Here is a 25,927-nt window from a genome sequence, read left to right on the forward strand (position 1 = left end):
CTGCTTTCGACCCTGCCGGCCGCGAGGCTTCTCTCCTACTGATCCTTACTCATCGGGATCGCTGGACTTCGTGTTGGCGATGCCCGATGGTGAGGTCGGGATCGAGCATCCGGAAGCAGTCCTGTGACCCGTCGATCGTCCAGTCCAGACCTGAGTGTGTGTGAAATGACGTGTTTGGCTTGGATGACAATGGATCGGCTGCCGCTCGACGTGCAAACACTCTTTCGGGGGCGAGTTCACCGGGTCACCCAGCACGGCTTGATCGCCTGTGAGGAGCGAGTGGGACAAGAGATCACCTGATTCCCCATATCACGCATCCTCACTTACGGGAGCCCGCGCCAGACGGCCATTTGCAGCTATGGCTGGCCAGATTTGATTTGGCCCGCACCTCTCACAAACGGCCATCTCAAGCCCTTTCTCTAAGTGAGGATGTGACAGGTGGGGAATCAGGAGAGATCATTGACGGGAGGGTGGGACGTGGATGCCGTCGAACGGCGATGTTTCTGCCGGAGAATTGGGGACTAGGCGGCAGGGGCGGCCGGCATACCGATCTCTTGAAAACCATACGCAATCAATTGGGCGCGAAGCTCAGATATAGCGTTGGCCGGCACGCCCAGCCATAGGAGGTTCCTGGCGCGAGTAACGGCAACGTACCCTATGCGCCCGATCTCTGACGTGACTCCGCCCAACATGGCCGCAACATGCTCCTTATTCGCCATGTAGAGGACGGCATCCAGGCTCTCACCTTTTGCCTGATGCACCGTATCTACCCGGATTCGAACGGCGTTCAAGGCAGCCAAGTCTCCGGCTGCCGCAAGCGGCGCATTAGGTAGACACTTCTTGGCGAGCTTCATGCCCAGGTTCTCAGTAGGTTTCAACCCATGGTCACTTTCCAAGGTGGAGAGCAATGTTTTTACTCTGACGAGCAACTGCGGGTGCCATTCCGTGTCTGCCAAAAGGGCGGCAGAAGGCAAACCCGTACCCGGATTTCGTGTGAAGCGCCAAATAAGGCGTCGCAGCGGTTTGGCTTCAGGTTGGGTGATTGAAGCAACGAATCCCTTTGGCGGATCAGCGAGAAGATTTGCGATGCAAGTGGCCACGCCCTTGAAGGCACCCAGGTAGTCCTGCTTCTTATCGCGAGCGATGGCTGCTTGTGCAAAGCCCTTCACTGTTCCCTGGCCAACGGGAGAATCGTTGCCAGCTAGTTTGTCGGCAAGATCGCGGCCGCGACAAAGTACAGCCGAACGTTCGATCTTCAGTCCTGCTGTGAGTACCGTGGTTTGAAATGCTGTTACAAGCTTGTCGCGGTCCGCTGTCTTGTACGGGATGAAGAACGCGCCATGTGTAGTCCTGGGAGCATCACGGTCAGTCACATCGTTGCGTGCAGAAAGCTTGTTGGCCAAGTCGAGGATCGGTGGTGCAGACCGATAGTTTCGGGTCAGCCCTAAACTCACGACTCCGGGACGCTGACCATACTGCGACAGGAACGTCCCATTTGCCCCGGCAAACTCGTAGATGCCTTGGTTGGGATCGCCGATGAGTGATATCTGCACGCCGACGCCGATGAGCTGCTCAAGGATGGCCTGATGGAGCGTGCCGATGTCTTGCGCCTCGTCGATGAGAATGTGCGGATACCGACGGGCCAACGCGCGCAGAATGATCGGCTGCTCCGCCAATGTGCGATAGCACCAGTAACGACCAAGGTTGTGTGTGTAAGCACCGGTTTTCCCCAGCCTATGGACGATCTTGGATGCGTAGTGGTGGTCCAACTCAACAACTTGGTTGTTATTCGCGTAGTAGAAATAGATGCCGGCGTCCCGTACATCAGCCTGCATGCTCGTGATCCCAATGGGATAGTTGCCAGGCTTGAACGCGAACCCGTTTAGGAAAGATTCGTCCCCGGTCACGAGAAACGCTGCTTGTGTTGCCTGCATGGTTCGGTGAGCGTGTGGGCGAAGCACATTACGTGTGATAAATCCATCCAGCGTATCAATGTCAACGCGGTGGCCTCCGATGCCGACGGACATCTCCTGGATCAATGACTGGTAGCTCTGGCGAAAGGTATCCACGGCCACATTGGAGAAAGAAAGCAATGCAACCCGTCCCCGGTGATCGCCGAGCTGCCGACGTATCTCCGCGAGCCGACGGACTGCCGTCAGCGTCTTTCCGCTTCCTGCGCATGCGACGACCGACATCGGATCAAGCGATGCGGTGATGATCGCCGATTGTTCTGGTGAAGGTTCGATCATGAATGCGTTGGCGCCGCTTGGCAGGCATGCTCGATAGCCTTGCATATGTACTCAGGCACGACGCACGGCGCGCCATCGACGAGCACCTGTGCGAGTGTTTGGCCAAAACGTCCCTTCTGAACGTTGTTCTGCTTGCGTTCGAACATGCCGCTGAACAAGAACCGCGCCTTTTCAGCGTCTGTCGTGGCCGCGTTGACAGAGGCTTCAACGGCCTCGCCGATCTTCGGATGAAGCTCCTTAAGCGCTTTCAGCATGGCAGAGCGATTGTCTGCATGCAGAGCCAAGTCGTACTCCAAGGTCTTGACCCCATGAAAAACTTTGAGCAGGGCGTCCTCGCCTTCTTTCATCTTGGCTGTATTGTCGGATACTTTGACGATATCGCTAGCTGCCGGGTACAGCGCCTGTGGCTCGCTTCCATCAGCTGGCGTATCCACTGGGTCGGCGTCGGTAATGACTGAGACGGGGATCTTCAGTGCCTTCTCGCCGAACAAGGGAAGGAAGGAATCGAAGTTCAAGCCTTCGACACTGATCAGACTGATGCCATGTTCGCGCAGCTTGAATCCGGCTTTATCAGCCAACACGCTAACCAGCATCAATTCAGCAGCACCCTCCACGAAGATGACTCGCCGAGCAAAAAAAATCTCGGCCCGCGTCACGTCGAGGTAGCGCTCAAGCTTTTCTCTCTTCCCTTTTCCAAAGGTGATGTCGCGCGGGAAAAATGTTTCGACCACGTGGCCCGTGTCCACAAGGCAGGCCAGGCTGTCTATGTCGGCAATACTGGCAAAATTGGGCGAATGGCTGGTTACAAAGAGCTGAACCGGCTTCTCTCCTTCAGCAGCCTTGATTGTCTCTAGATAGCCAAGCAGGATTGCCTGGAGTTGAGGATGCAGGTGCGCTTCTGGCTCTTCGATAATCAAGCTGCGATAGCTCGAGTCCGGGTTCTTGGCTAACTCGCTGAGGACAACCGCCATGAAGATCAGATTGTTGAAGCCGAGCCCATTCTGTTCAATCTCGAAAGCATCAACCATCAGCGAAAGACGGGACGCCAATCGCTGAAAGTCGCTTCCGCTTAAACCCAGCTCCAGAAGCTGGGCGAGTTGGGGGCCGAGCATACTGTCATGTCGGCTCCTGATCGCCGTGTGGGTGTTGATGATCGGCTGGTTTTTTTTCAGCTCCTCGTCGACCTTCTTTAAGGCGTCGTTGATCCCATCTCGTCCGGCATCGTCTGCCAGAAGCTGGAACAGTCGGGCGAGTTGGCTGGTGCGGCCAGGTTTCAGGCTTTGGGAGGCATCGCGCAGTGGTGGCAAATAAACCCCGCGAAGGTTTTCCATCATGTCCGTGGTCAGGCCTACATCTTCGTGATCGCCACACCACCGTTTGGCACGAAGCCGCCCAATTTTGTCGGCCTCCGCGTAGCGAATGGCAATATGCGCCTCCGCCTTACCTGTCGCGGTTAGCTTGAGAGCAGGAAGAAAGTCGGCTTCGTCATCTTCGTCGAGATCACGAAAAACGAACTGGAACGTGATGTCTCCCGCAGGTGTCCCGCCGTGAGGGCGATGAACATCGTCAATGTCGAAGCGGGGATAGGGCTCGTCTTGTCCCGCGAGTAGGGCACGTAGGGCATCGACGACGGCTGTTTTTCCAACGTTGTTGGCCCCTACTAGGACGTTTAATCCCGGTTGAAATCGTAATTCCGCCTTGTGCAGTTTCCTGAAATTCGAAATTGTTAATTGCGCTAAATACACTTGTTTCCCCCGGTCACGATCCGTCACAGTTTCAGTTTTTGCGGCTATATGGTAACGCGTCCATTCGATGAGACAGGAGTGACTTGGCGTGACGGGATAGGCGAGACATCACAGCTTTTGGGCTTCCAAGTACCGGTCGAGATCAGTGAGCGAGGCACGACTTTTCATCACGTTTACGGCCACTCATACTGGACTTCCATCGGACGCATCCATCAGCAAGGCATATGGGACGATGGAAGCATCTATGCTTCGATGGCTTCAGCTGCGAGGCGCTGTTAGGGTTGCATGAGATCGCTAGGGTAAGCAGGAGGGAGCATGGTGCAACAGCCTGAAGCAAGGATTGAAGCAGGGTTTGACGTCATTGACGATCTGTTATGGCAAGCAACCAAGGGTCACCTTTCGGGTCGTGGCTCGATTCGCTTGTCTCGATCTGGTCGCATCGGACCTCTGGTTGAAATGATGTACGCACGCAGGTCAATGCCGAGTGCTTACCAATTTGTTGTTCCGGAAGTGCCTTTTGCCGCGCTCATTCATGATGCATTGGAGTCGGAACGGATCAGCGGCGCACGATCAGTCGACAGGGCTGGCGTATTCCCCTTGAGCCGGCATGTTCCCAATTCCAGTACGCAGGAGCAATGGGATCAATGGGCGCTCCATGCGGAAAACGCAGCGGCTACTCACGGCTTGGGGCGTGCGCTTGTAGCTGGGCTGATTGGTGCGCTTGGCGAACTGCAGGACAACGTCTATGAGCACAGCGAAAAGCCAGATTCGGGATTGGTCGCCTACGCCACTGCGTCCGGAGTATTCGAGTTTGTCGTAGCTGATGCCGGTATCGGCGTATTAGCGAGTCTCAGCAAGAATTTGGAATTTTCCGGACTGAGAGACTCCGGTGAAGCTCTGAGAGCGGCGGCTTCAGATGGTGCATCTCGCTATGGCCGCAGAACAGGCCATGGGTTCGGCATCGGTGCGCTATTCAAGGCCCTCGCGCATGATGCAGGTGAGCTACGTTTTCGCAGCGGAGATCATGCCATGACGATCCGTGGGGACAGGCCGAGCCTGACCGGGCACGTGGAGGTTGCCCAGAAGGCTTGGCTGGATGGATTGATTATCTCGGTACGCTGCACGCCGGGCAATTAGACGAGGGATGCGCAGCTTTGGAGCAGGATCGATGTGGGCTTCGTAGAACCTGCGAACGATCGCTGCGTTATGGGCGAGCAGCTCATCAACGGGAATACCTTCTGGGGTCGGGGATTTGGCCCATTTCAATTTTCCGGATGCTGAAATGTAGGCACGCTGGCGCCGAAGGGTTTTCGAGAAAGACTCTGTTTCAAGCAAGGTCACTCTTGAAAAGTGTTGGCGGAGAACGTTCAGCCTGCGTGTGCCGCCTCGAACGACGATTGCGAGTGGGCGCTTGATCTGGGTTGCCAGATGACCAAGTTGGTTGAGATGCCAATCAATGCGTTCGGGCTGCCCACATCCGGTGGCGAACTCGAAGGCCAGTGTCGTCACTTCCTGGCGCTTCGCGATGAAGTCGATCCAGTTCGCGTAGTCGCGTTCCGTGCGTGCATTGATGTGCAGTGCGGTCGGTAGCCCTGCATTCGAAGCTTCGGCCCAAGTCAAGGCAATCCGTTTGATGGCATATAGGTTGTCTGTTCGCGGTACGTCGGTCAGGACGCTGTAATTAGGTGTAGTAAACAGCCCTACGCCGAGCAGGTGGAGATCCCGCAATATTTTCTCTCTATTGGGGAGTTCCCACCAACGCTCGATGAAGCGATCTTTGTCGACACCGCTTAGTACGATGGTTGCATCCCCCGAGACATGGAAGCGATCTGCGAGTTCGTCTCTTGAATGAACATGGACCTTGGCCTTAGCCAAGTCGATCACCCGATAGAGCGGAAGTGCGACAACAGATGATTGGAACATTTCGATACGGCTGTATTTGTGATCGATGAAGGAGACGACCTCGGGCAGTATGGGACTGACGACAGGGGTCGTACGCGCTACATTGTGGAGGTCAAGTCCGCCAACTTCGCGTACGCGCTGCACGAAGTGAGTTGGCCTAGATCGGCAGACTAGATCGCACTTGCTCTTGTCTGTGCAATGGCATAGATCACTGCAGTCAAACACATTGGCACCTGTGTGGATGCCGCCGCATCGAGCGTATTCCGGACACTTTCGACAGCCTAGAGATGTTGGATGATGTGCAGGATCGTCCCAGAGCTGGTTGGGCTGGCGGAAAATACTGGCGGGTTGGATATCCGGAGGCGTATTCATCTCAGTTGAATCTCCGCGGTGTCGCCAAACAGACCTACTCGTTGAATCACGCCTTCGGCATAGCCGCCGCAATTCGCGATTGCGGTCAACGTTTCTTCCGGAGGCCTGGCGACATGGCCGATGAGACGCAGACCTTCGCTGATGGTCAGATTCTTGCCTTCGCATTCAACGATGTAGCTGTTGCCGGTCTTCACTTGGACATTTGGAGACAACTCAGCCGTTAGGAAACGCAGTGTTTCGGTGATCGTGAGGTCGAGAAGCGTCGGAGTTTTCAAGCGATCAAGACCGCCGTCCCAACGCCTTGACCAAGGCTTGCCGGTTTGACTGCGGATGTAGTCGAGTCCCATCAGGTGTCTCCCAGCAATGGGCGGAAAACTTTGACCTTGCCTTGTCGCATCTCAACGAGCAGGCCTTTCGCGACAAGCCCAGATAACCGGTTATTCCACGCGGTCGGGCCAATGGTTTCATCGGTAAAGCGCGTGGCGAGATCCGGGGCTGTAGCAGCTCCCATCGTGTTCACCATTGCGAATGTCTTGTGCTGGACAGGATCGAGATCACCAAGGATTCGATGCTCGGATACTTCGCCCTGCGTATTGAGCGAGCAACACCACAGAACATCGCCCCGTGCCTTGACGAATAGTTCAAGTTCCTCCAGCACAACAGGTGCCGCATTGGTAACGATCGGATAAATATTCTGTCGGGAGGATCGCGTGAAATCGCGAAAACCGATGACGCTCTCACGGAGGAACGAAGCGGTTGCTACTTCGATACCGGTGAAATCGAGGAATAGTTTTTCAGGTGCATTTCCCGGTGGCGTAGCATCAATCAGTGTTGCGAGCAGCTTCCGTCCGGCCGCGGAGCCCGAAAGGATGTGCGGCCGGTTACCCACAAGGGTTTGGATTTCAAGTTTCAACTCACTAACCTCACGTCTATGAAGTGAGGTTAGTGAGTAAATTGGGTGGTGTCAAGGCGTTGTACGGCGTAGTGGGGCGCACATGCGCACGGGGTGGGGGCGGCGCGAAGGCAGGATCACGTTATCGTTAGGGCAACGACACGTCATCGTTCGCCGAGCGACTGTTGTAAGCCACGTGGGCTGACCCCTTTTGCCGCGCCCTCCTGGTCAGCGATATCGGCCACCTGCGTCCTGGGCAGCCGCGGGCGGCATCGCTCCCGGCAGTGCCTGGCCTTGCCTGATCTGTTGCGGCGGCTTCCCTCGGCTGCACAAGCAATCCGAAGGGTTCGCGATCACCGTTGAACGCACCAATCCCCGAGCGAGCAATGACCTGCACACGCTCTCGAACATGCGAGCGAAAGCTCGCGCCGCAGCCCGGCAACCTCAACAGGCGACCTGCGCTCATCCGCATCCGTCCGCGCGGGTTTTACCAACACGAGCCGCCGCTTTCACAGCAGCGCAGGCATCAGCAGCCCACCGTCACACAGCGCGTTTGCTCATCGAGACGGATATGTGCCCCAAACCGACTGGTCGCTCACATCACCCTCGACGACTCGGTTGCGCTGGATGTGGGCAAGGTTTGCTTCGCGGTCGGCTGGCGCAAGGGATGAACCCTCGTCCACTGCGTTCCCGCCTTCCAGCGTCCGCACGGCGGCCGCTTCCAGGTGCTGCCAGCCTTTTCCCGCTTCGCGTCCCGAAGCCCACGGCGCAATCCGGCGTCGAGGGAGAACAAGACATGAGCATCATGCGCGACGTCCTGGGGCACTACACGATCACCGGCCCGCAAACGGAGAACGACATCCTTGAGGCCGCAGAGGATATTCTGCGCCGCAAGCTCGAACGCCTCGGCAGCGTGGGCAACCCGAAAGATAGCTCGGACTTCTTGCGGATGAGGCTGGGTGCCCTGAAAGCCGAGCAATTCCACGTCATGTGGCTCGACAACCGACATCGCATCCTGGACGTCCAGAAGCTCTTTGACGGCACCGTGGATGGCGCAAGCGTCCACCCGCGGGAGGTCGTACGGGCAGCGCTCAACGTCAACGCCAGCGCAGCCATCCTGGCCCACAATCATCCGAGCGGAGTCCCCGAGCCCAGCGCCGCCGATCGCGCCATCACCCACGAGTTGCGGGACGTTCTCCAGCTGATCGGCGTGCGGATCCTCGACCACATCGTGGTCGGCGCCACCGAGACAGTGAGCATGGCAAGCCGGGGCCTCATCTGAGGCCCCGCTACTCAGATCACTTGGCCGCCTTCCGGGCGGCCTTTTTTGCTGGCGATTTCTTCGCCGCCGCCTTTGCCGTCGACTTTTTGGTCGACGTCTTCGAGATCAAGAGCGATTCAGGCGTGACGCCCGATTTCTTGAGGGCTGCCTGGAACCATGCCGGAGACTTTCCGTACCCCGTCCACGTCTGCGATGCATCGGCAGGATTGCGATATTTCGGGACGCCGGCTCCAGCTCGCTTGCCGCGTTTGCCACCACGAGCGGAATAGACGTCTGAAAGTTGGAGTCCCGCGGCTTTCAGGATGCCGTCGATTTTCGCTTTGACGTTCTGAATGTGTTCCGCGCGGGCGGTTTCCATTTGTGATTGAGCTTGAGCGATCAGCGCCTGAAGTTCTTTCGGCGAGAGTCCATCGAGTTTGACAGCCATCAAATATCCTCATTCATGGTGATCTGCATCCGAGAGATTAGCGCGAAACCGGGTAGAGCTCGCGCGTCCCCTGTGGGCCAGGTGTCGGGTGCTCCGCACGCGCACGGCGTTGCGCCCGTTCCGGCCTGACCCCCTGACGCCTCCGTCGACCTGGAGTCGTCTGCGCGCGCTGCTTGCCGAAAGCCCGTTCACCTGATTCACAAAAACGGGCCCGTGGGCCGGGCAGGGTAGCGGTTACTCCTCGATCGGCTCGGCGCCAGTCGAAAACATCACCCATCGAGCACGCGCAGCACGAAGCGGGCTGGCCGCCGGGGCCACAGACGCCGACTCCATTGTTGTACGCCAGTGTTTGGTGAGCGAAACGATCTGGTCAGGAGCGATCGGCACGGAAGCGGGGGTGGCAAGAAGCGCTCAGAGGTTCCTGGCGTTGGGGCGATTGCTCAATCGAGCGACGGTAGCAGTCCGCGACCCGCGCAACCCGCGAGGGGTGCTCCACGATGTTTCGCCCTGCGTTCCTCACTGGCGTTCGTTCCTTCGGTGCTGCAGGTCTTCTCCGGCCTGCTGTCCTGGGCTCGCGCAACCGCGCTACCCAAACCAGGAGAAGCACCATGAGCAAGAACACCGCCCCCAAGACTGCCCCGAAGACCGCCGATCGTCTGGACGCCTTCACCGTCCGCGAGTTCACCGACAAGGCCACTGGCGAAATCCGCCACGACTGGAACCGCATCGGTGTCGCGTTCCCCAACAGCGACGGCAAGGGCTTCCGCGTCGTGCTGACGAGCCTCCCGATCGATGGTGTGATCGTCCTGCGCAACTACGAGCCGAAAGAGGCCACGGAGTAACCCGCTTCCACCGAACCGGCCCTGCGGGGCCGGTTTCGTTTTGTTCGTGGGGAGGGGCGATCCCTTTTAAGGCCCGGCCTCATAATATCGAGGGATGACACAACCAAACACAGAATCAGTCGGTGCCAGCCCCCTTCCTCTCGATCTACAACTTGAGCGCTCCAGGCAACTGGTCACGTGGCTACGCGCAGCTGTAGGTCGCATAGGGGTTCCAAAACAGACGCGGGCTATATTGGTCGCGCCATCGATTCAGCTCGCGCTTGCGCACCATGCAGCGCTTGTGACTTTAGCTGAAGGTAACCACAGAGCATCCTTGCTGGCGCTTGTTCGTCCCGTATACGAAGCTTATGTGTGGGCAGCGTGGACGCTTCGCATCGCGACCGATGATCAGTTGCGGCTACTGGCGGAGGGCAAGCTGACCACTGGGCTGGAAGCACGAGTTCGTGCGCTGGATCGTGCGGAATTCTTTGACCAGTCCATGCTCATCGACATGAAGCCCTTGATCAGGCGAATGGATGGATTCGTGCATGGAGGATTTGAACACATGCGATATCGCATCCATCGCGATGCCGTGATTGCGCGTTACCCGGATAGCCTGGTTGTTGATGCACTCCAGGTGGCCGACCTGTTTGCCGTCATGGCTTTATTGGAAGGGCCGGCCATGGCGCCGGATGTCGAGCTCGGAGATCGACTGGACGATGAGTCGAGAATTTTGCTTGGGCTGAGTTCCAGCGAAGGGCGCATCGTGCAAATAGATGACAGGCAGGGATAGGCGGTGGACGTCACCCTCATTCCCTTTGCGCTGCGCGAAGCCGATCAGCGGTTCGTTGGCGTAGGCGACGTGGTCGCCGGGCTCGCCTGCGGCTGCATCTGTCCCTCATGCAAGTCGCGCTTGATTGCGCGGAAGGGTGCCATCAAGGTCTGGCACTTCGCCCATGCCAGCCGCGCGGATGGTCAGCAGACCGAGACGGATTGCGATTACTCGTGGGCGGTTTCGGTGCGGCTCATGGCCCGACAGCTGGTCGGTGATGGACTCCATCTCGAACTGCCGCCCGTCACTGACAGCGTCGAAGCGGCTGATCCGTGGGGGCAGGTGATCCACCACGTTTACCCGGTGGCACCAGCGCAAACGGTCGCCATTGATCAACCTCGCATCGACGCCCCATTTGCGGGCGCACTCGTCGACGTGCTCGCATTCGTCGATGGCTGCCCGTTCGTCATCTATTTCACGTATCCGGGCCGGTCTGTGCCCGAGGCTCTGAAAGCACCAGCGACGCCATGCGCCGGCGTCGTGGCGATCAGCCTTGGACAACATGCCCTCTCACAGGACGGAGCCGCTGACCTGGATGATCGCCAACGGCTGACCGCCTTCCTCAGGGAGCACCTTGCATCCAAAGTGTGGGTTCACCATCCCGGGATGCCGGGCAGACGATTGGTAGAGCTTGAACAGCTGAAGGTGCGATTGAGCGCTCAGCGCTCCATGGCTCCGCCGCGCAACACAAGCTCGCGAGGCGAGCCAGCCGTGATTGCGCCACGAACGTATGCACCGATTCAAGCAACACCGGGCGAAACTCCGCGGTATGTGTGCGTCAATTGTGAGTTTCGATGGGGTGATTCAATGGGCGGGCGGAGTCCCTGCCCGCAATGTGGCTCGCTCTTCATGACGACCTTTATCCGGTAGTCGCCGCTGATCGGCAGGGTGCTTCACCGGTTACGCTGTCGGCTTCGCATCGAGCCACCTGCGGCGTCTCGCCCCTTCGGGCCTCCATCGCTGACGCCTACGGCCCGGATTCCATGATCCGGGCCTGCGCGCTTCGCTTGCGTGGGATCTGCGCCCACCGCGGCCGGTTGCCTGTCCAGCCGTCCTCCCTGACTTCATCCCCTTGTCCGCGACTGTAGCCCGCGGCCGTGCGCCGTCAAGGCGCGCCGGGCCGTGTCCTCGGCTGCGCCTGCGGGCCGCACCAACCTGTCGCTTGTTTCCTTGACGGCACTCGTCCTCGCGCTCCTGACCGTCGCGGGCGATGAACTCAGGAAAGACGGTGGCAACGAGGCCGGCCCAGGTCTCTGCGCCAACCCCATCGGAAGTCCAAAGCGGGCTCCGAATCTAGGAGTCCGGTGGGGGTTTCAACAACCAACCCTTGTCAGGAGAAAGACCATGCAACTCGCTTCCCGTTTCGCTTCCCGTTTCGCTTCGCGTTCCCCGGTGCTGCGTTCGGAATATCCCTTGTCGGATGACCAAATCCGCGCCGTGGCCCCGTCCATCTTCGCGGATGCCCCGCACGAAAGCCGCTCGCAGCGGTACAGCTACATCCCCACTGCCACCGTGTTGCAGGAACTGCGCGGGGAAGGCTTCGAGCCTTTCATGGTGTGCCAGACGCGCGTGCGGACCGACGACCGCCGCGACTACACCAAGCACATGATCCGGCTGCGCCATGCCAGCCAGATCAATGGCCGCGAGGCCAACGAAATCATCCTGCTGAACTCGCATGACGGCACCAGCAGCTATCAGATGCTCGCCGGCATGTTCCGCTTCGTGTGCCAGAACGGCCTCGTTTGCGGCGACACCGTGGCGGACGTGCGCGTGCCCCACAAGGGCGACGTAGCCGGGCACGTCATCGAAGGCGCTTACGAGGTCTTGCATGGCTTCGACCGGGCGCAGGAATCTCGCGATGCCATGCAGGCCATCACGCTGGACGGCGGGGAATCGGAAGTGTTCGCCCGCGCAGCGCTGGCGTTGAAGTACGACGAAGACAAGCCCGCGCCCATCACGGAATCGCAAATCCTGATGCCGCGCCGTCACGACGACAGCCGCCGCGACTTGTGGAGCGTGTTCAACCGCACGCAGGAAAACCTCATCAAAGGCGGGCTGTCCGCCCGCGCCGCCAACGGTCGCCGCCAGACCACGCGCCCGGTGCAGGGCATCGACAACGGCATCCGCCTGAATCGTGCCTTGTGGTTGCTGGCCGATGGCCTGCGCCAGTTGAAAGCCTGAACCCCATGCGGCAGGGGCAGGCAGCAGCCCTTGCCGCTTCTCTCACTGCTGCAGCCCAACCACCAAGTGTTGTATAGCCTCGGCGCAGTGCGCCGGGGCTTCCGCCCTAAGCCGGGCGCGACAAGTCTGCCGCGCCCGGCTTCAACGTCCAAAGCAAAATCGCCACGTCGCCGCCTTCGACCAGGCGGCGACGTGGCGAGCGCGCAAGCGCATTGCGCGCGGTACGACGATCAGTGCCCGCTGACGCTAGCAAGGTTTTGATGGCGCCCCGCCGCAAGGGGCGGGGCTTGCGGGGCTACGCCCCGACTTGCTGCGGCAGGTTGTGCAAAAGCGTGCCGTCCTCGACGCTGGTAGTCCGCCGCCTGGTCGTCGCGAAGGACGGTTCACCGACACGCGCCCAGCCTCGTCTTATGGAGCTTCCACGCCACGCCACAAGCACGTCGCCGCAAGCTGCGGCAAAGGGCGTTCTCGCCCGCCGTTGGGGTGTTGGCCTTGCTCGCGTCAGGGCACGAGCCGGTAAAGCGGTCACGCGGGGATGCCGAGTCAGCCATATCTCCATCCGGGACAGGCGGCCCGTGCGTCCTTGGCTTGTCGTGAATCCTGGCGGGGGCGCGGCTGCGCCTTGGGCTTCATGGCCGCAACCTTCCAGCGCAAACAATTTCCCCGCCGCTGCGCGGCTTCCTCGCGCAGCAAATTCTTTGCGCTTCCAGGTTCTCCACGCTGTTGCGACCGCTGCGCGGTGCGGCCAGCCCATCCCCCGCCGGCCGGCTCACAACAAGGACGCACTGGCGCGACCTTGCTCAACCCGAAAGGAGAAACATCATGGCTAACATCGGCACCTTCACCGCAGACAAAGGCGGCTTCACCGGCACGCTTCGCACCCTGACGCTCAACGTCAAGGTCAAGCTGGTTCCCAACGACAAGGGCGACCGTGAGAACGCCCCCGACTTCCGCCTTCAGGCGACCGGCGGCTACGACATCGGCGCGGCGTGGAAGAAAGTCAGCCAAGCCGAGCGACCGTACCTGTCCGTGACCCTCGACGACCCTTCGTTCCCGGCGACGATCTACGCTCGCTTGATCGAGGAAGACGACGGCACGCACAACCTGATCTGGTCGCGCAGCAAGCCGGCGGCCTGACGGCCACCCCAGCGCCCCGTCTCTTGCGACGGGGCGCCTTCGTTCTAGGAGTCGGAAGCCGCCAGGCGGCCTTCCGTCTCCGTCATCAAGTCAGCCGAGCTGCATCCGAGTGCACGGGCAATCTTGAGGATGAGCACCAGTGTCGGCATGTGCTCACCACGCTCGATCTTGCCCAGATGCGAGCGCTCGATGCCTGCCTGATTGGCCAGATCTTCCTGAGCGATGCCGCGCTCCGTGCGCCGCGCGCGCACAACCGCCCCGAACGCCTTGGCCGGCTCCGCCTCGAATGTCGTGGCACCGGCCGGGCGGCCGCGCTGGATGGAACGCTTCTGCATGGGCAGAAGCGTCGATTGACACGCCAATTAAAACCACGTTAAAGATAACTCAGTAATGAATTTTTGACTTACCATGTCAGCCGCTTTGGTATCGGCGTGCCCAGCCGGATCGACGCTTTTGTGGGTCCGAGGATTTTCGCGAATGCGTATCGGTGGCTTTGCTGACTTCCACAAATCCGCATTGGTACTTGTGTGCTTCGACGGATGTGCGGACATGCGCATTCGTGCTTCTGCACGAATGCGTGGAACCGGATCGGCGGATACCCGCATCCGTTCAAAAGCGCATGTACATCTGGGTAGTTGGGTGCGGTTTTGCACCGGCGTTGGCACAAGGGAAACCGGTACTCCGGTGGAGCGATCCTTGCTGGAGTAGTGACGATGAATCTCTTCATCACCGACGACGAACGTACCCAGCTGTTGGCCAACGGCCAGACCCGCGCCACCGTGCAGGACTTCGATCCTCTGCCGGTGGTCAAGCTGTTTACTCCGGACGCACACGCGACCTGGCTGCTGGCTGCGCTCGATCCAGCCGATGGCGATACGGCCTGGGGTCTGTGTGACGTCGGCATCGGCATGCCAGAGCTGGGCACGGTCCGGCTGTCGGACCTCGCGGCCATCGTCGGCCCGTTGAATCGGCCGGTCCTGCGCGATCAGCATTTCCAGCCCACGCGCACGCTGTCAGAATACACACGGCTGGCCCAACTCAACGGGTCGATCCTCGACTGACCGCCCTCGGTGCGCGATCCAATCCCCGCCAAACCGGGCGTATTGTGTCTATTTCGGTCTGGCTACAGATCGAGTCCGCATCAATCGGCATTCTGTACGCCGTTCCGTACCACTCGGACGCAATCAGTCGTTATCGCATCGCCGATGTTATGCACCGTGTCCGATGCGGTACGCGGAAAATGACGCGCGCCGCCGTCGCACCCGCACGAGCCACGCAATACGTCGGAGCCAAACGGTCTTGATCTTCCCAACGCCTCACCGATCGCCATGACGTTTTGACGATCGCGCGCCAGTTCGTGGACGCCCATAGCGACGCCCTGCGTTGCCACAGGAGTCCGCGCCATGACCGATTCCCGCCACGATCCCTGGCGTCCCAGCGCCGCTTACCTCTACGTGTTGCATCTGGACGGCCCCGCGCTCGCCTGGGAATACCTTCGCCGCCATCCCGACTACTACCGCGACTGGCGGCGCCACCATCGTCGACCGACCGGTGCTGTAGCGCAGCGCTGGGGTTTGCGCGGGCTTGAAATCCCAGGCTTGGATGCGCGCGACGCGCATCCGGTCTGGTGTCCCAAGCCGGCCGGTGTCGTGCAGCTCCACCCCGACTTGGCGCCGACGCCCGACACGGTGCTGTTCGATCTCTGGCGCATGGCCGGCCACAAACACCTGTTCCATGATGGTCAGCATCTGGCACTGACCACTTGGGTGCCGGGCCGCTGGCGGCGCTTCGCACTCGCCCCGGCGCTGACGCACGGCATGCCTTATGTGTGTGCCGCCCACCCTGATGATCCCGGGATGTCATTGCCTGCGGATGAGAGCGCGCTGTGGGCCTTGTGCGTGGCGCGGCCAAGCCGCGCCGCATTGCTGGAGGCGCACACCTTGCAGGCGCTGGACGGCACGCTGGCGGGTGCCAGGTTACGCGAAGTGGCCGAGGCGTTGTATGGGCCGGCGACCGTCGCGGCCGACTGGCATGCCGACAGCGCGCTGCGCGCCCGCGTGCGCCGGCTGGCGCAGCGCGGCACTGCGCTGATGCGTGGCGGCTACCGCCGCCTACTCCACGATGCATCCGCTGCACAGGGACGTTTGCATGTCCCCACAAAACGTCCCTGAGCAAGCGCCCCATCTTTCCCGAGACTGCCTCCATCCGGCGGCGATAGCGCCGACGGCGCTCTCAACCGATGGAGGCTCACCCCATGCGACCCGCTCCTGTGCGGCCCTATGCCGCCCACACCGCTGCACCACAACCCGCTGCGGTAGCCCAGCCGCCGCGCTACCTGACCAACGACGAAGCAGCCGACCACCTGCGGCTGTCGCCGCGCACGATGGAGAAGCGGCGCGTGATCGGCGACGGGCCGCGCTTTCGCAAGTTCGGCCGGCGCGTCATGTACGCCGTCGCCGACCTCGATGCCTGGGCCGATGCGCGAAGCTTCGAGGCCACGTCCGACCCCGAGTACGCCGAGCGGCACGCGGCCGACAGCCGTGCGCGCTGACCGGCGGCACGCGGACGCCCATCGCCATGTCCCGACCCGCACGCGAACAGCTCGCGCTGTTCCGCGCGTTGCCGGGCGACATGGCGCCGCGCGACAGCCAGGACCTGATGGCGTTTCCGTTCTTCTCGCTGGCGAAGTCACGGCGCACGGCGCCGATCGACTTCCGCGCCGGTGGTGTGACCGTGCGCGTGGAAGGCACGCAGGAGCATGGCATCGCCACGATCTGGGACGCCGACATCCTGATCTGGGCCGCGAGCCAGATCGTCGAAGCCCGCGACGCGGGAATCCCGACCTCGCGGCTGATGCAGGCCACGCCCTACGAGATCCTGCGCTTCATCGGACGCGGTACGTCGCTGCGCGATTACCAGCGCCTCAAGGCCGCGCTGGATCGCCTGCAGTCAACCACCGTGGCCACCTCGATCCGCGAGACCACCGGGCGGCGTCTGCATCGCTTCTCATGGATCAACGAGTGGAAAGAGCGCGCGAACGCCAAGGGTGTGTCGCTCGGCCTCCAACTGATCTTGCCGGATTGGTTCTACGCCGGTGTGCTCGACGCCGCCCTGGTACTGACCATCGACCCGGCGTATTTCCGGCTCACCGGCGGCATCGAACGCTGGCTGTATCGCCTCGTACGCAAGCACGGTGGACGCCAGGCTGGCGGCTGGCAGTTCGACTTCGTGTACCTGTATCGCAAGTCCGGCAGCATGGCCCGGTTCTACGACTTCGCCACCGACCTGCGTGCGCTGGTGGCGAAACAGTCGTTGCCCGGCTACGTGCTCGGCATCGAGTGGACGCCCGACCGCAAAGCGGAGCTGCTGACCTTCCGGCCCGTGCCGTACGCGGCACGGGGATAACTCGGGAACAAGCGGTGAATGGCCTCGTGCTATCAGGCAACCGAGGACTCGTGCTATCGGGCAACCCGTCCTCGTGCTATCAGGCAACAGAATCGGCCGAAAACCCAATCACCACGCGGATTTGTGCGGCCTCTAACTTACCTAACCTAAAAACACTAACAGGTAGTAGCGCCACGCCGTTGCAGTGGACAACTGCCGAAACGCAAAAGCAACAGCGACACCAACCACTCCAACCATCGCGTTTTCCAAGTCGATCAACGGGCCGTTTTCCGTCGTGGAGAACCGTCCCATGATCGTCGCTCTGCTCAACCAGAAAGGTGGCGTCGGCAAGACCACGCTTGCCACACACATCGCCGGTGAGCTGGCGCTGCGCGGCCAGCAGGTCATCCTGCTCGATGCCGATCCGCAAGGCTCGGCGCTGGATTGGACGCAACGCCGGAGCCAGCAGGGTCTGCCACGGCTGTTCAGCGCCGTGGGCCTCGCACGCGAGACGCTGCACCAGGAGGCGCCCGAGCTGGCACGCCGCAGCGATCACGTCGTCATCGACGGGCCGCCGCGCATCGCCGCGCTGGCGCGCTCGGCGCTGCTGGCCGCTGACCGTGTGCTGGTGCCGGTGCAACCCAGTCCCTACGACCTGTGGGCGAGTGCCGAGATGGTGGCGCTGGTCCGCGAGGCGCAGGTATTCCGGCCACGGCTCGCCGCCGCCTTCGTCATCAACCGGCGCGTCAGCACCACCGTCATCGGCCGCGAGGCACGCGGTGCGCTTGCCGAACAACCGCTGCCATCGCTGCAATCGGAAATCCGTCAGCGCATCGTCTTCGCCGACAGCGTGGCGGCCGGCCAGCTCGCGTGCGAACTGGCGCCCGACAGCGCCGCCGCGCGCGAAATCACGGCGCTGACCGATGAGCTGTTGCGGTGGTCGTCATGAGCCATGCACGCGGCAAGCGCATCGCCATCGGCGCACGTCCGCCGACGAATCCGCACGCCGAGGCGTGGATTCGCCAAGGCGACGGCGCTGACCTTCAGAAAGGTGACCTCTACACCGCGCGCCTGACACTCGACATCACGCCCGCGCTGCGCGCGCGCATCAAGGTTTCGGCCTTCACGCAGGGCGTGACGGTGGCCGAGCTGTTGCGCGCGTTGCTGGAGCGCGAGTTCCCGGAGCACACGCCATGAATGCGTCTTCTCAAGTGGCAGCGATCGCGCCGCCGCCCTTCGTAGCGCTCATCGATCACGAGCTGTTGACTCGGGTCTCGCTTGCTTACGTCGCGCATCGTTTCAACCTCTATCTGCGCTTCGGTGAACCGGCGTATCACGTGCAACGTGACCGTTGGCGGCGCGTGGCGGCGTTCTGGCCGGCATCAATCTTCTGTCGTATCCGCTGGGAGGCCAACGACTACGGCACGGTACGCTGGCAGCTTATGGTGATGCAGGCATGTACGTCGATGGATGCCGCGCAACGCATCCCCGGTGTGTGGCCGGGCGCATGCCTGCTGCTGCACGCCGAAGGCGAACGCATGGTTCGCCTCGTACTGCCGCTCATCGACGCCATCGAGGCATTGGGCATCGCGCCGGGCGACGTATCGCCCGCGTACTGGCGCATGCTGGGCAACCGGCTCGTTGCCCACGGGCTGTTGCCGGTTTACACCGCCGAGCGGCACGCCGCCTGGCTGGCGGGGAGGGCGTTGTCATGATGGTCATTACCATCACCGACACTGCGCCGCACCCTCGCCCGCGCAAGCGCACCCGCCTCGTGCTGGCTGTGCTGTCTGCCGGCGGCATTGCTTCGTTGGCCTGGACGTCCCTCGTGTCGCCACTGCCGCGTCTGGTGTACAACCCGTCCGACAGCGTGGCGGTTGGTTGGTATCGCGTTGATCCACTCGCACGCCATGCCGGCTCGCTGTCACCTGCGATGCACGTCGGCAGCATCGTGCTGGTGCCGTTGCCGGCCGCCGCCGTTGCACTGGCCGCGCGGCGCGGCTACCTGCCATCGCGCATCCCGCTGCTCAAGCCGGTCGCTGCCGTCGCGCCGCAGCAGGTGTGCATCACCGAGGGCAGCGTGCGCATCGACGGCGTGCCGGTGGCCGCCGTGCTGCGCACCGATGGGATGGGTCGGCAGCTGCACGCCTGGCCGTCCTGCCGGCGTCTTCGCCCTGGCGAACTGTTCCTGCTCAGTACGACCAATCCGGCGTCGTTCGACAGCCGGTATTTCGGGCCGGTGCGCGCCGATACCGTGCTCGGTGTGGCGCATCCGATCTGGCTGGAGCAGCGGCCATGACGCCGCTCGACGTCGTGCATGCGGACCGTCGTTATACCGTGTCGTCGCAGCGTTGTCGTGCATGCCGCGCGAGCGTATCCGCGCCGCGCTTCGCCTGGCATCCGCTGCGATATGCCGACGTGCTTTCCCCCGTGCGGACGGCTTGCCCCGGGCGCGCCATGCCGATGGCATGGCAGGCGCTCGCCGGCGTGCAGGCTGCGCATCGCGCAGCGCCGCCGGGGCATCGCATCCCCGTGCCGTCAGGCCGGGGAAAGATGCAGGGCAAGATTGAAGGGTGCGGCACCACGGTGCGCACCAAGCGTGTCTGCACATGGGGGTGGCGCGGCACGCGGCGGTACGCGGCACCGTGCCGCGAGTTGGAGCAAGGTCAGGCCGGCTCAGGAGATATCGCGTGCCTGATACCCACTGACGCGATGGTCTTGGATGGAGCTTGCCGATGAGCCGACGCAGCCGCTCGGACGGCGACGACCGTTTCCGCCTCCGCCCCGGCGCGCCGAGGCAACGCGGCGATACCTTTGTCGCTCAAGTCTTGCGCCAGACGAGCAAGGCGGCCAACGCCACCGGCGGCCGGCGCGGCAAGACCCCTGGCTCCAGACTGGGGCGCGGCCATGTGGCAGCGCGCTTCACCGGGCAGTCGCTGTCCGCCAACGCGCGGCGTGCCACCGTCAAGGTGCGGCTGGTGTACCTGAAGCAGGCCGGCGCACGCTCGACCGTCACGCACCTGCGCTACATCGAGCGCGAGGGCGTAGGCCGCGAGGGTGAGCCGGGCAGGGCATACAGCACGGCGGCGGACGAAGCCGACCTGGCCGCATTCGAGGAACGCGGACGCGGCGATCGGCACCAGTTCCGTTTCATCGTGTCGCCCGAAGACGGCGCCGAGCTGGGCGACCTGCACACCTATACGCGCCACCTGATGGCCCGCATGGAAGCCGACCTGGGTACGCGGCTGGACTGGGTGGCCGTCGATCACTGGAATACCGACAACCCGCACACGCATATCGTCCTGCGCGGCAAGGACGACACCGGCCGTGACCTCATCATTTCTCAGGCGTACCTTACGCGCGGCCTGCGCGAGCGCGCAGCCGAACTCGCGACCGAATGGCTGGGGCCGCGTACCGAACTGGAGATCCAGCGCGCGCTCGCGCGCGAAGTCAAACAGGAGCGCTGGACCAGCCTGGATCGCACCTTGCAGCGCGAAGCCGTCGATGGCCAAGTGCACGTCGAACGTCTCAACGAGCCGTGGCCACACCGCCGGCGGGAGATGTTGATCGGCCGCCTGCAACACTTGCAGCGCATGGGTCTGGCGAGCCAACCGCAAGCCGGCGCATGGGTGATCCACGTCGAGGCCGAGCCGACCCTGCGGGCGATGGGCGAGCGCGGCGACATCATCCGCTCCATGCAGCGGGCGATGGGTGGTACGCAACGTGAGCTGGCCGTATTCGAGTCGGGCGGGGATGGCCGCGCCTTCGTTGGCCGCGTCGCTGCCAAGGGGCTGGCCGACGAGTTGTACGAGAAGGGTTATCTGGTGGTGGATGGCACGGACGGCAAAGCGCACTACGTGACGCTGCCGCCCCGAACGGACCTGGAGCAATACCCAACCGATAGCGTCGTCGAGGTCAAAGGGGGTGTCGGCGCACGCGCCTCGGACAAGACCATCGTCGCGCTGGCCGTCGATGGTCTCTACCGCACCGACCAGCATTTGGCGGTCGCCCAAGGCCACGCCACGCCTGAGCGCGATCCACGCGAAGTGGTCGCCGCGCACGTGCGCCGACTCGAAGCCCTGCGCCGCGCCGGCATGGTAGAGCGTGTGGCCGAGGGGCTATGGAAGGTGCCGGACGATCTGCCCGAACGGGGCCGTCGATATGACGGCCAGCGACTGGGCGGTGGCGTCGCGGTGGAACTGAAGTCACACCTGCCCATTGAGCGACAGATCCGTATGATCGGTGCCACTTGGCTGGACCAGCAGTTGATTGGTGGCGGCAAGGGGTTGGGTGACATGGGCTTTGGTGGGGAGGTGAAGGACACGCTCCGCCAACGCATCGACTTCCTGGTGGAACAGGGGTTGGCTGAACGGCGCGGGCAGCGAGCGATTCTGGCGCGCAACCTACTGGCGACGCTGCGCAGCCGTGAGTTGGCGAAGACCGCGGGTGACATCGCAGCCGAAACCGGCCTGGAGCATCGGCCGGCGACCGACGGGCAACGCGTGACCGGTATCTACAGGCGCAGCGTGCTGCTGGCCAGTGGGCGCTACGCCATGCTGGACGACGGCATGGGATTCAGCCTGGTTCCGTGGAAGCCGGTCATCGAACAGCGGATGGGACAGCAGATTGCAGTAACGGTGCGCGGGTCGAACGTGAGTTGGGAGATTGGTCGAATTCGAGGTCCTACGGTTGGATAGCCTCATCATTGGCCGCTGGGCACATCAGCCAGCGGCCAATGGGCGGCATGTGACCGGCATTTATCGGTGCAGCGTCATGCTCGCCAGTTGACGCGATGCCGTAGTACTCATATGGATGGCATCGAATTCAGCCCGGCGCCTCGGGGTTCGATGATTGAGCAACGGTTGGGGCTGCCCATTTCGGCAACCATCTCTTCGCAGTGACAGCTCCGGGGACACGACATGTCCGCGACGGTGGCGTCGGCCGACACGAAGACCGGCGTGGTCGATGTGACCGCTGAAGGTATGGCCTTGAAGGTGCATTTCCCGCCGTCGGTCGCGGCCAACCTCAAGACAGGTGACAAGATCACGCTGCACATGGGCTACAGCAAACCGTGAATCACCTGAACCCACCTCCAGAGTTGAAGGTGTCAGGTCACACGGGTAAGCTCGCTTCATGACCGTCTCGCTGCGTCTGCTCGCTCGTTCACGTCGCCTCCGGGCGATGGGCGTGTTGGCGTGGCTGATGCTGGTCGTCAACTCATTGGCCGCTGCACCGATGGGTATGACGGGAGGTCCTCACTCCCATTCCATGCACACAACGGTTGCGGCGGTCAGTGAACTCTGTCATCACCACGTCGCCGCCAAGGGATCCCAATCCAGTTGTGACGATCAGTCCGGTTGCTGTGGTGGCACGGCGGGGCATGCCTGCACTTGTGCCGCGATGTGCAGTACCACGTTGGCCCCCGGGGCCACGACTGTTACCGTTTCGACCCCCATCACAGCCCGTTACGCCATGCCGCTGCCCCGCAGCGCGCCCGCATTGAATACCGCTCCTCCGTTGCGACCACCGGCGGTCTGACTCTCCCTCGTTTCTGATGAGCTTTGCTGGCGATCGTCGTGTGTCGATGATCGCAAGCAATCGGCTGTGATCGGTATCGGCATGATCGATACCGCCTGCCCTGGAGAGAGTCCATGAACCTGTTTCCCCCGCCCCCTGCAGATTTGTCGCGGCGACGCTTCGTCCAAGGTGTCGCCATCGGCGGCGCCGTGGCCGGCTTGGGCCTGCTGCGTCCCTCGAACGTCTGGGCGTTGACCAACCCCGGTCACCCCACGGTGCTGAGCGGCACCGACTTCGCCCTCGATATCGCCGAAACCCCGGTCAACTACACCGGTGCCACACGCCTAGCCACCACCGTCAACGGCGGCATTCCCGGCCCGATCCTGCGCTGGAAGGAAGGCACCACCGTGAACCTGCGCGTGTCTAACCGGTTGCGCGTGCCGACCTCGATCCACTGGCACGGCATCATCCTGCCGTTCCAGATGGACGGTGTACCGGGCATCAGTTTCGACGGCATTGCCCCCGGCGAAACCTTCCTCTACCAGTTCAAGGTGCGCCAGTCGGGAACCTACTGGTACCACTCGCATTCGGGTTTCCAGGAGCAGAACGCGTTGTACGGCCCACTGGTGATCGAGCCGGACGGCCCCGAGCGCTACCCCACGGATCGCGATTACGTGGTGATGCTCAACGACTGGACCGACGAGGATCCCGCACGCATCTACGCCAAGCTGAAGAAGCAGAGCGACTATTACAACTTCGCCCAGCCCACCGTGCCGGATTTTTTCCGCGACGTGCGAGAAAAGGGCCTGAGCCAGGCTTTGGCCATGCGCAAGATGTGGAACGAGATGCGCATGAACCCCACCGACCTGGGCGATGTTTCCGGCTACACCTACACCTACCTGATGAACGGCACCGCGCCGACGGGCAACTGGACCGGCATCTTCAAACCCGGCGAAAAGATCCGGCTGCGCTTCATCAACGGCTCGTCGTCCACCATTTTTGATGTACGCATTCCGGGCCTGAAGATGACGGTGATTTCCGCCGACGGTCAGGACGTCGAGCCGGTCTCGGTCGACGAGTTCCGCATTTCGGTGGCCGAAACCTACGACGTCATCGTCGAGCCGCAGGACGAGCGCGCCTATACGCTGTTCGCCCAGTCGATCGACCGCACGGGCTACGCCCGCGGCACCTTGGCGCCACGGCAAGGCATGCAGGCCGAGGTTCCGGCGATGGATCCCCGGGTATGGCTGGGGATGCAGGACATGATGGGCGCGATGTCGATGGGGGGGATGGATCACGGCAGCGGTCATGCCCCGACGCCCGGTATGGATCATGCCGGCAAGGATCACGGCAGCATGGCCGGCATGGCGGCCACGCCCGCACCCGTCGTGCGCCACGCCCGTACCGAATACGGCCCCGGCGTCGACATGCACGTGGACATGCCACGCACCAACCTCGACGATCCGGGCATCGGCCTGCGCGACAACAGCCGCCGCGTACTGACCTACGCCGACCTGCACACCATCGGCGGACCAATTGATGCGCGCGAGCCAAGCCGCGAGATCGAGCTGCACCTGACCGGCAACATGGAGCGCTTCATCTGGTCGTTCGACGGCGTGAAGTTCTCCGACGCCAAGCCGGTGCACTTCAACAGCGGCGAGCGACTGCGCATCGTGCTGGTCAACGACACCATGATGAACCACCCGATCCACCTGCACGGCATGTGGAGCGAGCTGGAGAATCCGGACGGGCAATTCCAGGTGCGCAAACACACCATCAACGTGCAACCGGCGCAGCGCGTCACCTATGCGGTGTCGGCCGACAACCCGGGCCGTTGGGCCTACCACTGCCATCTGCTGTATCACATGGAGGCGGGCATGTTCCGCGAGGTGGTGGTGTCATGAAAATGCATCGTCGTAACACCTCAACCGCTCCGCATCGTTCGGCGTTGCTAGCTGCACTGTTGCTGGCGCTGCCATTGGCGGCCACGGCGCAGAGCGCGCCCGCGGCCAGCAGCACATCGTCGATGGACATGAGCTCCATGCCAGGCATGGATCACGGCAGCATGCCCGGCATGCCGATGCCGGCTCCCGCAAGCAGCACCGCGAAACCGGCGCCGAAGCCGTCCGCCAAGAAGGCGCGGAAGACACCCACCCCGGCCCCGTCGACACCGGCTTCCCACGACATGGATGGCATGAAGGGCATGGATCACAGCGCCATGCCGGGCATGGATCACGGCGCCATGTCGGACATGTCGATGCCCGCCAAGCCGGCCACATCGGCGGCACTCACCGGCGACATGTCGGGGATGGATCATTCATCGATGCCCGGCATGAGTCCGGGAGCGATGCAAGGAATGGATCACAGCGGCATGGCCGGGATGGATCACGGGGCGATGCCCCAAAAGGGACAAGGTGAGATGACCGGCATGGGCGCGATGCCTGGCATGACGATGGGTCCCATGCAGGGCGGTAGTCCGCCACCCGACGCGCGCAATCCCGACTATTCCGACGGCGTCGCGGGTAGCCCCATACAAGGGTTGCACATGCACGGCAGCGTGCCGATCGGCATGCTGTTGATCGATCAGCTCGAAGCCTTCCATGGTCGCGATGCGAATGGCCAGAGTTGGGAAGCGCAAGCTTGGTACGGCAATGACGAGAACAAGCTGTGGATACGCACCGAAGGCGAGCGCAGCCGCGGCAAGCTCGAAGACGGTGACCTGGAAGCCTTCTGGAACCACAACATCGCCACGTTCTGGAGCACCCAATTGGGTGTGCGCCAAGAAATCGGCGAAGGTCCCAACCGCACATGGGCGGCCTTCGGTGTGCAGGGACTGGCACCGTACTGGTTCGAACTGGAGGCGACGGGTTACGTCGGGCCTTCCGGCCGCACCGCCGCCCGTGTGCGTGCGGAGTACGAGATGCTCTTCACCCAACGCCTGATCCTCCAGCCGGAAGCGGAGATCAACCTCTACGGCAAGAACGATCCGCAGCGCCGGATTGGCAGCGGCGTTTCCGACGTGCAGTTCGGCTTGCGTCTGCGCTACGAGATCCGCCGGCAGTTCGCGCCCTACATCGGGGTGAACTGGGTGCGCCGCATCGGCACCACGGCCGACTACGCACGACAAGATCATCAACCCGTTCTCGACCGGCAGATCGTGGCCGGCGTCCGACTCTGGTTCTAAGG

Annotated in this window: 26 protein-coding genes; 19 read left to right on the forward strand and 7 right to left on the reverse strand. The window is 62.3% G+C overall.

All coding sequences use genetic code 11. The annotated features are described in order from the left end of the window. Positions 1-521: 521 nt before the first annotated feature. The 5 genes from ACFCQI_RS14330 to ACFCQI_RS14350 all read right to left on the reverse strand — a co-directional run bounded on the left by ACFCQI_RS14330 (position 522) and on the right by ACFCQI_RS14350 (position 7,181). Entirely contained in the window at positions 522-2,249 is a 1,728-nt protein-coding gene (locus tag ACFCQI_RS14330; protein ID WP_395117778.1) for a UvrD-helicase domain-containing protein, read from the reverse strand. Then, on the reverse strand, positions 2,246-3,994 hold the full coding sequence (locus ACFCQI_RS14335) for an ATP-dependent endonuclease (protein WP_395117780.1): 1,749 nt from the start codon (positions 3,992-3,994) through the stop codon (positions 2,246-2,248). Before ACFCQI_RS14335 ends, ACFCQI_RS14330 begins: the two co-directional genes overlap by 4 nt. A 1,002-nt stretch (positions 3,995-4,996) precedes the next feature. Then, positions 4,997-6,268 (reverse strand): hypothetical protein, encoded by a 1,272-nt coding sequence (locus ACFCQI_RS14340; RefSeq protein ID WP_395117782.1) that lies wholly within the window; start codon positions 6,266-6,268, stop codon positions 4,997-4,999. Continuing rightward, on the reverse strand, positions 6,265-6,615 hold the full coding sequence (locus ACFCQI_RS14345; RefSeq protein WP_395117783.1) for a hypothetical protein: 351 nt from the start codon (positions 6,613-6,615) through the stop codon (positions 6,265-6,267). The genes ACFCQI_RS14340 and ACFCQI_RS14345 overlap by 4 nt, the downstream gene beginning before the upstream one ends. After that, positions 6,615-7,181 (reverse strand): hypothetical protein, encoded by a 567-nt coding sequence (locus ACFCQI_RS14350; RefSeq protein ID WP_395117785.1) that lies wholly within the window; start codon positions 7,179-7,181, stop codon positions 6,615-6,617. The genes ACFCQI_RS14345 and ACFCQI_RS14350 overlap by 1 nt, the downstream gene beginning before the upstream one ends. Positions 7,182-7,956: 775 nt before the next feature. On the opposite strand from ACFCQI_RS14350, the gene ACFCQI_RS14355 reads away from it, so the two are divergent. Further along, complete coding sequence (locus ACFCQI_RS14355) at positions 7,957-8,442, forward strand: RadC family protein (protein WP_395117787.1); 486 nt, start codon at positions 7,957-7,959, stop codon at positions 8,440-8,442. Positions 8,443-8,458: 16 nt separating this feature from the next. On the opposite strand, the gene ACFCQI_RS14360 is transcribed toward ACFCQI_RS14355, so the two are convergent. Next, positions 8,459-8,869: an H-NS family nucleoid-associated regulatory protein gene (locus ACFCQI_RS14360; protein ID WP_395117789.1), complete on the reverse strand. Its 411-nt coding sequence runs from the start codon at positions 8,867-8,869 to the stop codon at positions 8,459-8,461. A 608-nt stretch (positions 8,870-9,477) separates the two neighbouring features. Between ACFCQI_RS14360 and ACFCQI_RS14365 the strand changes: the two genes are divergently transcribed. The 5 genes from ACFCQI_RS14365 to ACFCQI_RS14385 all read left to right on the forward strand — a co-directional run bounded on the left by ACFCQI_RS14365 (position 9,478) and on the right by ACFCQI_RS14385 (position 13,840). Next, positions 9,478-9,711: a hypothetical protein gene (locus ACFCQI_RS14365; protein ID WP_395117791.1), complete on the forward strand. Its 234-nt coding sequence runs from the start codon at positions 9,478-9,480 to the stop codon at positions 9,709-9,711. A 94-nt stretch (positions 9,712-9,805) separates the two neighbouring features. Further along, positions 9,806-10,483 carry a DUF6988 family protein gene (locus ACFCQI_RS14370; RefSeq protein WP_395117793.1) on the forward strand — a complete coding sequence of 226 codons (678 nt, stop codon included), beginning with the start codon at positions 9,806-9,808 and terminating at the stop codon, positions 10,481-10,483. A gap of 3 nt (positions 10,484-10,486) precedes the next feature. Beyond that, positions 10,487-11,392, forward strand: a complete 906-nt coding sequence (locus tag ACFCQI_RS14375; protein ID WP_395117795.1) for a competence protein CoiA family protein — start codon at positions 10,487-10,489, stop codon at positions 11,390-11,392. Positions 11,393-11,866: 474 nt separating this feature from the next. After that, positions 11,867-12,703, forward strand: a complete 837-nt coding sequence (locus ACFCQI_RS14380; protein WP_395121370.1) for a DUF932 domain-containing protein — start codon at positions 11,867-11,869, stop codon at positions 12,701-12,703. A gap of 822 nt (positions 12,704-13,525) precedes the next feature. Beyond that, complete coding sequence (locus ACFCQI_RS14385; protein WP_395117797.1) at positions 13,526-13,840, forward strand: DUF736 domain-containing protein; 315 nt, start codon at positions 13,526-13,528, stop codon at positions 13,838-13,840. Positions 13,841-13,884: 44 nt separating this feature from the next. On the opposite strand, the gene ACFCQI_RS14390 is transcribed toward ACFCQI_RS14385, so the two are convergent. After that, positions 13,885-14,175 carry a helix-turn-helix domain-containing protein gene (locus ACFCQI_RS14390; RefSeq protein ID WP_395117799.1) on the reverse strand — a complete coding sequence of 97 codons (291 nt, stop codon included), beginning with the start codon at positions 14,173-14,175 and terminating at the stop codon, positions 13,885-13,887. A gap of 378 nt (positions 14,176-14,553) precedes the next feature. Here ACFCQI_RS14390 and ACFCQI_RS14395 point away from each other — a divergent pair, with 378 nt between their 5' ends. The 13 genes from ACFCQI_RS14395 to ACFCQI_RS14455 all read left to right on the forward strand — a co-directional run bounded on the left by ACFCQI_RS14395 (position 14,554) and on the right by ACFCQI_RS14455 (position 25,925). Continuing rightward, positions 14,554-14,901, forward strand: a complete 348-nt coding sequence (locus tag ACFCQI_RS14395) for a DUF2958 domain-containing protein (RefSeq protein WP_395117801.1) — start codon at positions 14,554-14,556, stop codon at positions 14,899-14,901. A gap of 342 nt (positions 14,902-15,243) precedes the next feature. Beyond that, entirely contained in the window at positions 15,244-16,011 is a 768-nt protein-coding gene (locus ACFCQI_RS14400; RefSeq protein ID WP_395117803.1) for a DUF2285 domain-containing protein, read from the forward strand. Between the two features lie 83 nt (positions 16,012-16,094). Then, complete coding sequence (locus ACFCQI_RS14405) at positions 16,095-16,391, forward strand: helix-turn-helix transcriptional regulator (protein ID WP_395117805.1); 297 nt, start codon at positions 16,095-16,097, stop codon at positions 16,389-16,391. 26 nt (positions 16,392-16,417) lie between these two features. Next, the gene (locus tag ACFCQI_RS14410) at positions 16,418-17,245 is read left to right on the forward strand and encodes a replication initiator protein A (protein ID WP_395117807.1); all 828 of its coding nucleotides are present in this window, start codon (positions 16,418-16,420) and stop codon (positions 17,243-17,245) included. A gap of 289 nt (positions 17,246-17,534) precedes the next feature. Further along, positions 17,535-18,173 carry a ParA family partition ATPase gene (gene parA, locus ACFCQI_RS14415; protein ID WP_395117809.1) on the forward strand — a complete coding sequence of 213 codons (639 nt, stop codon included), beginning with the start codon at positions 17,535-17,537 and terminating at the stop codon, positions 18,171-18,173. Further along, on the forward strand, positions 18,170-18,421 hold the full coding sequence (locus ACFCQI_RS14420; RefSeq protein WP_395117811.1) for a chromosome partitioning protein ParB: 252 nt from the start codon (positions 18,170-18,172) through the stop codon (positions 18,419-18,421). The genes parA and ACFCQI_RS14420 overlap by 4 nt, the downstream gene beginning before the upstream one ends. After that, a complete protein-coding gene (locus ACFCQI_RS14425) occupies positions 18,418-18,939 on the forward strand; it encodes a DUF2840 domain-containing protein (protein ID WP_395117813.1) in 522 nt (173 codons plus the stop codon). The genes ACFCQI_RS14420 and ACFCQI_RS14425 overlap by 4 nt, the downstream gene beginning before the upstream one ends. Next, entirely contained in the window at positions 18,936-19,523 is a 588-nt protein-coding gene (locus ACFCQI_RS14430) for a S26 family signal peptidase (RefSeq protein WP_395117815.1), read from the forward strand. Before ACFCQI_RS14425 ends, ACFCQI_RS14430 begins: the two co-directional genes overlap by 4 nt. After that, complete coding sequence (locus ACFCQI_RS14435) at positions 19,520-19,963, forward strand: hypothetical protein (RefSeq protein WP_395117817.1); 444 nt, start codon at positions 19,520-19,522, stop codon at positions 19,961-19,963. The genes ACFCQI_RS14430 and ACFCQI_RS14435 overlap by 4 nt, the downstream gene beginning before the upstream one ends. Beyond that, entirely contained in the window at positions 19,960-21,921 is a 1,962-nt protein-coding gene (locus ACFCQI_RS14440) for a DUF3363 domain-containing protein (protein ID WP_395117819.1), read from the forward strand. Before ACFCQI_RS14435 ends, ACFCQI_RS14440 begins: the two co-directional genes overlap by 4 nt. Before the next feature lie 222 nt (positions 21,922-22,143). Continuing rightward, positions 22,144-22,299 (forward strand): hypothetical protein, encoded by a 156-nt coding sequence (locus ACFCQI_RS14445; RefSeq protein WP_395117821.1) that lies wholly within the window; start codon positions 22,144-22,146, stop codon positions 22,297-22,299. A gap of 576 nt (positions 22,300-22,875) precedes the next feature. Continuing rightward, positions 22,876-24,645, forward strand: coding sequence for a copper resistance system multicopper oxidase (locus ACFCQI_RS14450; protein ID WP_395117823.1), 1,770 nt, complete (start codon positions 22,876-22,878; stop codon positions 24,643-24,645). Beyond that, the gene (locus ACFCQI_RS14455) at positions 24,642-25,925 is read left to right on the forward strand and encodes a copper resistance protein B (protein WP_395117825.1); all 1,284 of its coding nucleotides are present in this window, start codon (positions 24,642-24,644) and stop codon (positions 25,923-25,925) included. Before ACFCQI_RS14450 ends, ACFCQI_RS14455 begins: the two co-directional genes overlap by 4 nt. Positions 25,926-25,927: the final 2 nt, after the last annotated feature.

The organism is Rhodanobacter sp. FW102-FHT14D06 (assembly GCF_043950705.1).
Taxonomy (GTDB): Bacteria; Pseudomonadota; Gammaproteobacteria; order Xanthomonadales; family Rhodanobacteraceae; genus Rhodanobacter.

Bases quoted from the DNA above. Each gene is read 5' to 3' on its own strand.
- ACFCQI_RS14330 (WP_395117778.1), bottom strand. From the start codon at position 2,249: ATGATCGAACCTTCACCAGAACAATCGGCGATCATCACCGCATCGCTT.
- ACFCQI_RS14340 (WP_395117782.1), bottom strand. From the start codon at position 6,268: ATGAATACGCCTCCGGATATCCAACCCGCCAGTATTTTCCGCCAGCCC.
- ACFCQI_RS14345 (WP_395117783.1), bottom strand. From the start codon at position 6,615: ATGGGACTCGACTACATCCGCAGTCAAACCGGCAAGCCTTGGTCAAGG.
- ACFCQI_RS14355 (WP_395117787.1), top strand. From the start codon at position 7,957: ATGAGCATCATGCGCGACGTCCTGGGGCACTACACGATCACCGGCCCG.
- ACFCQI_RS14360 (WP_395117789.1), bottom strand. From the start codon at position 8,869: ATGGCTGTCAAACTCGATGGACTCTCGCCGAAAGAACTTCAGGCGCTG.
- ACFCQI_RS14365 (WP_395117791.1), top strand. From the start codon at position 9,478: ATGAGCAAGAACACCGCCCCCAAGACTGCCCCGAAGACCGCCGATCGT.
- ACFCQI_RS14370 (WP_395117793.1), top strand. From the start codon at position 9,806: ATGACACAACCAAACACAGAATCAGTCGGTGCCAGCCCCCTTCCTCTC.
- ACFCQI_RS14380 (WP_395121370.1), top strand. From the start codon at position 11,867: ATGCAACTCGCTTCCCGTTTCGCTTCCCGTTTCGCTTCGCGTTCCCCG.
- ACFCQI_RS14385 (WP_395117797.1), top strand. From the start codon at position 13,526: ATGGCTAACATCGGCACCTTCACCGCAGACAAAGGCGGCTTCACCGGC.
- ACFCQI_RS14390 (WP_395117799.1), bottom strand. From the start codon at position 14,175: ATGCAGAAGCGTTCCATCCAGCGCGGCCGCCCGGCCGGTGCCACGACA.
- ACFCQI_RS14395 (WP_395117801.1), top strand. From the start codon at position 14,554: ATGAATCTCTTCATCACCGACGACGAACGTACCCAGCTGTTGGCCAAC.
- ACFCQI_RS14400 (WP_395117803.1), top strand. From the start codon at position 15,244: ATGACCGATTCCCGCCACGATCCCTGGCGTCCCAGCGCCGCTTACCTC.
- ACFCQI_RS14405 (WP_395117805.1), top strand. From the start codon at position 16,095: ATGCGACCCGCTCCTGTGCGGCCCTATGCCGCCCACACCGCTGCACCA.
- ACFCQI_RS14410 (WP_395117807.1), top strand. From the start codon at position 16,418: ATGTCCCGACCCGCACGCGAACAGCTCGCGCTGTTCCGCGCGTTGCCG.
- parA (WP_395117809.1), top strand. From the start codon at position 17,535: ATGATCGTCGCTCTGCTCAACCAGAAAGGTGGCGTCGGCAAGACCACG.
- ACFCQI_RS14420 (WP_395117811.1), top strand. From the start codon at position 18,170: ATGAGCCATGCACGCGGCAAGCGCATCGCCATCGGCGCACGTCCGCCG.
- ACFCQI_RS14425 (WP_395117813.1), top strand. From the start codon at position 18,418: ATGAATGCGTCTTCTCAAGTGGCAGCGATCGCGCCGCCGCCCTTCGTA.
- ACFCQI_RS14430 (WP_395117815.1), top strand. From the start codon at position 18,936: ATGATGGTCATTACCATCACCGACACTGCGCCGCACCCTCGCCCGCGC.
- ACFCQI_RS14435 (WP_395117817.1), top strand. From the start codon at position 19,520: ATGACGCCGCTCGACGTCGTGCATGCGGACCGTCGTTATACCGTGTCG.
- ACFCQI_RS14440 (WP_395117819.1), top strand. From the start codon at position 19,960: ATGAGCCGACGCAGCCGCTCGGACGGCGACGACCGTTTCCGCCTCCGC.
- ACFCQI_RS14445 (WP_395117821.1), top strand. From the start codon at position 22,144: ATGTCCGCGACGGTGGCGTCGGCCGACACGAAGACCGGCGTGGTCGAT.
- ACFCQI_RS14450 (WP_395117823.1), top strand. From the start codon at position 22,876: ATGAACCTGTTTCCCCCGCCCCCTGCAGATTTGTCGCGGCGACGCTTC.
- ACFCQI_RS14455 (WP_395117825.1), top strand. From the start codon at position 24,642: ATGAAAATGCATCGTCGTAACACCTCAACCGCTCCGCATCGTTCGGCG.